We start from the raw sequence: 4311 nt of genomic DNA, 5'->3' as shown, positions 1-4311 counted from the left end.
ACAATTATACCAGAAAGAGGGGGTCATTGTTTTTTTTCTTAAAAACAGCTACAATCCTTGCAATTGCAGGGTCTTAAATAAATAAAACAAAGATAGTGTTAACACTATCTTTGTTTCTTAGGAGGATTTATTATGAAGAAAATAGGTTTAACAACAACCGTGCCAGTTGAAGTTCTCATTGCAGCCGGCTATACTCCTGTGGATTTAAATAATTTATTTATAACCTCAAAGGACTATATTAAATATATAGATATTGCTGAAAGAGACGGTTTCCCTAAAAGTTTGTGCACTTGGATTAAGGGAATTTATGGAGCATGTTTGCAAAATAACATAAAAGAAATAGTTGGAGTTGTGGAAGGTGATTGCTCTAATACAAAAGCACTTATTGAGGTTCTACAATTAAGAGGAATAAAAGTATATCCATTTTCATTTCCTCACAGTCACAAGAAAGTTGATGTAGAACACAAGATAAATAAATTTATGAATATCTTTAAAGTAACAATAAAAGAAGTTGAAATAGTTAGAAAAAGACTAAACAAAGTTCGATCCCTAGTTAAAAAAATTGATGAGTTAACGTATATAAATAATAAAGCAACAGGTTTTGAAAATAATTTATATCAAGTAAGTTCAAGTGATTTTAATGGCGATGCAGAAGCTTTTGAGAATGATTTAAAAAAGGCTATTTCCAGTATAAAAAATAGAAAACCGATAAATAGGAAATTACGTCTTGGGTATATTGGGGTTCCTCCTATGACCCCAGATATATACGAGTTTGTTGAAAATCTTAATGCTAGTTTTGTTTACAATGAGGTTCAAAGAGAATTTGCATTTCCAAGAGCTGAGATTGCATTAAATATATATGAGCAGTATTTTGACTATACTTATCCTTATGATACACAGTTTAGAATCATAGAATTACAAAAGCAAATTGATGAGAGACACTTAGATGGAATAATTCACTATACACAAGCATTTTGTTATAGAGCAGTTGCAAATATCGTTTTAAAAGAAAAGTTAGACATTCCTATATTAAATATAGAAGGTGACAAATTAAATTCCCTAGATGCAAGAACAAAACTTAGGTTAGAAGCCTTTCTTGATATGTTAATAGATTTAAAGGAGGCTAAAAAATGCGAGTCTTAGGAATTGATCTTGGAAGTCGTGAAGTCAAAATAGTTTTAATGAAAGACAATACGATAATACATTCAATGAAAGTAAGTACCATAAACTTCTACAGAAATTATTGTAAATATGATGGTAAAATTATTGTTGATTTAGACAAGCTTGATATAAAACAAATTGACAGGGCCGTATCTACAGGTTATGGGAAAAACAACACTGACTTAGCGCTGTTTACACCAATAAATGAAATAAAAGCTCATGTATATGGTGCCTTCTATCAAACTGATTTAAAAGATTTTATACTTTTAGATGTTGGTGGACAAGATGTTAAAGTCGTAAAAGTTGAAAAAGGCATCACAACTGATCTAGAACTTAATGAAAAATGTGCTGCATCCTGCGGGCGATATTTAGAGAATATGGCAAATGTGCTTGAAGTATCACTAGATGAGATGAGTAAACATTTTAAGAATCCTATAGAACTTAATTCAACCTGTGCTGTTTTTTCTGAGTCAGAATTAATTGGGAAAATAGCAGAAGGAATAAGCATAGAAAGTTTGTGTTCTAGTGTAAATTACTCTCTATACAAAAGGCTCCAGCCTCTTTTGAGTAGATTTAAAGGTAAAAAATTAGTTTTAACTGGCGGTGTGGCTAGTAATGTCGCAATTAATAGATTTCTAAGTAATGATTACGAGGAAATTATATCAATTAAGGACCCTCAATTAAACGGAGCTATTGGATGTTGTAATTATGGAAGTAAATTTTTATAAAACTAAATATTTTAAAAGTCATTAAATAACATAATACAAATTTATGGAGGAATGTACATATGTATAGTTTAAAATCAGAACATAGCTTTGATAGTGCACATTTTCTTTCTGACTATAAAGGGAAATGCGCAAATATTCACGGACATAGATGGAAGGTTGAGGTTGAAGTACAATCAGAAACCCTGATAAAAGGTGGTCAACTCGACAGTATGGTAATAGATTTTGGTGATTTAAAAAAGGATGTTAAAGCTATGGTAGATGAATACGATCATGCTTTAATAGTAGAAGTAGGTAGTATGAGAGATGAAACTTTAAATTGTATAAAGCAAGATGGCTTTAAAGTAATATTGGTTGATTTTAGAACAACAGCAGAAAATTTCGCAAAATTTTTCTTTAATATAATGAAAGAAAAAGGATATAAAGTAAGGCAAACTACTGTTTATGAAACACCTACTAATGGTGCATCTTATTATGAAAGCGAGGTACATTAAAGTGAGATTTAAAGTAGTAGAAAAATTTGTAAGTGTTAACGGAGAAGGTCCCCTATCAGGACAACTTGTAGTATTTATAAGATTTGCAGGTTGCAACTTAAATTGTAGCTACTGCGATACAACTTGGGCTAATAAAGAAGATGCAAATTATGATAATATGTCATCAGCTGATATATATAAATATATAAAATCCACTAAAATTCGCAATGTAACCCTAACTGGTGGTGAACCTCTATTACAAGAAGGAATAATAGAACTCTTAACCGTTTTGTCTAAAGACACCTCCATTCATATTGAGATTGAAACTAATGGCAGTATTCCGTTAGACAAATTTTCTAATATAGAAAATCTACCAAGTTTTAATATGGATTATAAACTTCCCTCAAGCAATATGGAGGACAAAATGGATTTAGATAATTTTGCTTGTTTAAATTACAAAGATACGGTTAAGTTTGTTGTTAGTAACATTAAGGATTTAGAAGACTCCAAATTCATAATAGATAAATATTCACTTACAAATAAAATAAATGTGTATATTAGTCCAGTATTTGGTCAAATTAACCTAGAAAAAATTGTAGATTTTATGAAGAATAATAAAATGAATGGTGTTAACCTTCAAATTCAACTTCACAAAATTATTTGGGATCCAAATAAGAGAGGTGTTTAAAACAATGGCAATAGATACAAAAGCAATTGAGAAGCATATAAGAGGTATTCTAATAGCTTTAGGTGACGACCCATCAAGGGAAGGACTTATCGATACACCCAAACGTGTAGCTAAAATGTATGAAGAAGTATTCGCTGGCATGTGCTACAGCAATGCTGAGATTGCACAAATGTTTAATACAACATTTGTTGATGACTTAATAGTTAATGATAACTCCCGCGATATAGTTATAATGAAGGACATTCAAATTTTCAGTCATTGTGAACATCATTTAGCCTTAATGTATAATATGAAGGTTTCAGTTGCATACGTTCCTAATAAAAAGATCATAGGTTTAAGTAAAATTGCAAGAATAGCTGATATGGTAGGTCGAAGATTACAGCTTCAAGAAAGAATAGGAACAGACATAGCTGAGATTATGCAGATAGTAACTAATTCAAGCGATGTGGCTGTTATCATACAAGGTGAACATGCCTGCATGACTACTCGTGGTATAAAAAAACCAGGTACTAAAACATTATCAACTACTTATAGAGGAAGATTTAATACTGATGTAATTTTAAATAATAAACTAATGATGCTTTATACCAAATAAAGGGAGTGTTTAAATTATGAACAAAAAAAAAGCAGTAGTAGTATTCAGTGGTGGACAAGATAGCACTACTTGTTTGTTTTGGGCATTAAAAAAGTATGAAGAAGTTATAGCTGTATCTTTTGATTATGGCCAGAAACATATATTAGAACTTGATTGTGCAAAAAAGATATGCAAAGATCATGGTGTTGAGCATCACATTTTAGACTTGAATTTGTTAAATCAACTAGCACCAAATTCTTTAACAAGAAAAGATATGAAAGTGGACAAGTCGGCGCCTAAAGATGGTGTTCCTAATTCATTTGTAGATGGTAGGAACTTATTATTTTTAACCTTTGTTGCTATATTTGCGAAGCAAAGAGGTGTAAGTAATATTATAACTGGCGTATCTCAAAGTGATTTTAGTGGATACCCTGATTGTAGAGATGTGTTTATAAAATCCTTAAATGTCACTTTAAACTTGGCTATGGGCTATGATTTCGTAATTGACACCCCTTTGATGTGGATTAACAAAGCAGAAACTTGGAAAATGGCTTATGATTTAGGTGTACTTGATATAATCAAAGAACAAAATCTCCCTACGGTCGAGTAAAAACCCTTATGCCAAGCAAATATGATAATCTCATCGTCCTTTGATTATCATATTTGCATCACATTCTGGGCATAGAACAA

Annotated in this window: 5 protein-coding genes and 1 pseudogene; all 6 read left to right on the top strand. The window is 31.1% G+C overall.

Annotated features, from left to right (window positions below; genetic code table 11):
- Nucleotides 1-132: 132 nt before the first annotated feature.
- Nucleotides 133-1143, top strand: coding sequence for a 2-hydroxyacyl-CoA dehydratase family protein (locus KPL38_RS18375; protein ID WP_216290581.1), 1011 nt, complete (start codon nt 133-135; stop codon nt 1141-1143).
- Nucleotides 1131-1889 carry an acyl-CoA dehydratase activase gene (locus KPL38_RS18370; protein WP_216290580.1) on the top strand — a complete coding sequence of 253 codons (759 nt, stop codon included), beginning with the start codon at nt 1131-1133 and terminating at the stop codon, nt 1887-1889. Before KPL38_RS18375 ends, KPL38_RS18370 begins: the two co-directional genes overlap by 13 nt.
- Nucleotides 1890-1948: 59 nt before the next feature.
- Nucleotides 1949-2380 (top strand): 6-carboxytetrahydropterin synthase QueD, encoded by a 432-nt coding sequence (gene queD / locus KPL38_RS18365; RefSeq protein WP_216290579.1) that lies wholly within the window; start codon nt 1949-1951, stop codon nt 2378-2380.
- A 1-nt stretch (nt 2381) separates the two neighbouring features.
- Nucleotides 2382-3047 carry a putative 7-carboxy-7-deazaguanine synthase QueE gene (queE, locus tag KPL38_RS18360; RefSeq protein ID WP_216290582.1) on the top strand — a complete coding sequence of 222 codons (666 nt, stop codon included), beginning with the start codon at nt 2382-2384 and terminating at the stop codon, nt 3045-3047.
- Nucleotides 3048-3051: 4 nt separating this feature from the next.
- Complete coding sequence (folE, locus tag KPL38_RS18355) at nt 3052-3642, top strand: GTP cyclohydrolase I (protein WP_216290578.1); 591 nt, start codon at nt 3052-3054, stop codon at nt 3640-3642.
- Between the two features lie 16 nt (nt 3643-3658).
- Nucleotides 3659-4216, top strand: a pseudogene (gene queC / locus KPL38_RS18350) (7-cyano-7-deazaguanine synthase QueC); the annotation flags it as partial.
- Between the last annotated feature and the right edge of the window lie 95 nt (nt 4217-4311).

This window comes from Clostridium psychrophilum, from assembly GCF_018861705.1.
GTDB lineage: Bacteria > Bacillota > Clostridia > Clostridiales > Clostridiaceae > Clostridium_AD > Clostridium_AD psychrophilum.
The sequence above is the reverse complement of the archived record's forward strand: the minus strand, read 5'-3'. Positions and strand labels throughout refer to the sequence as shown.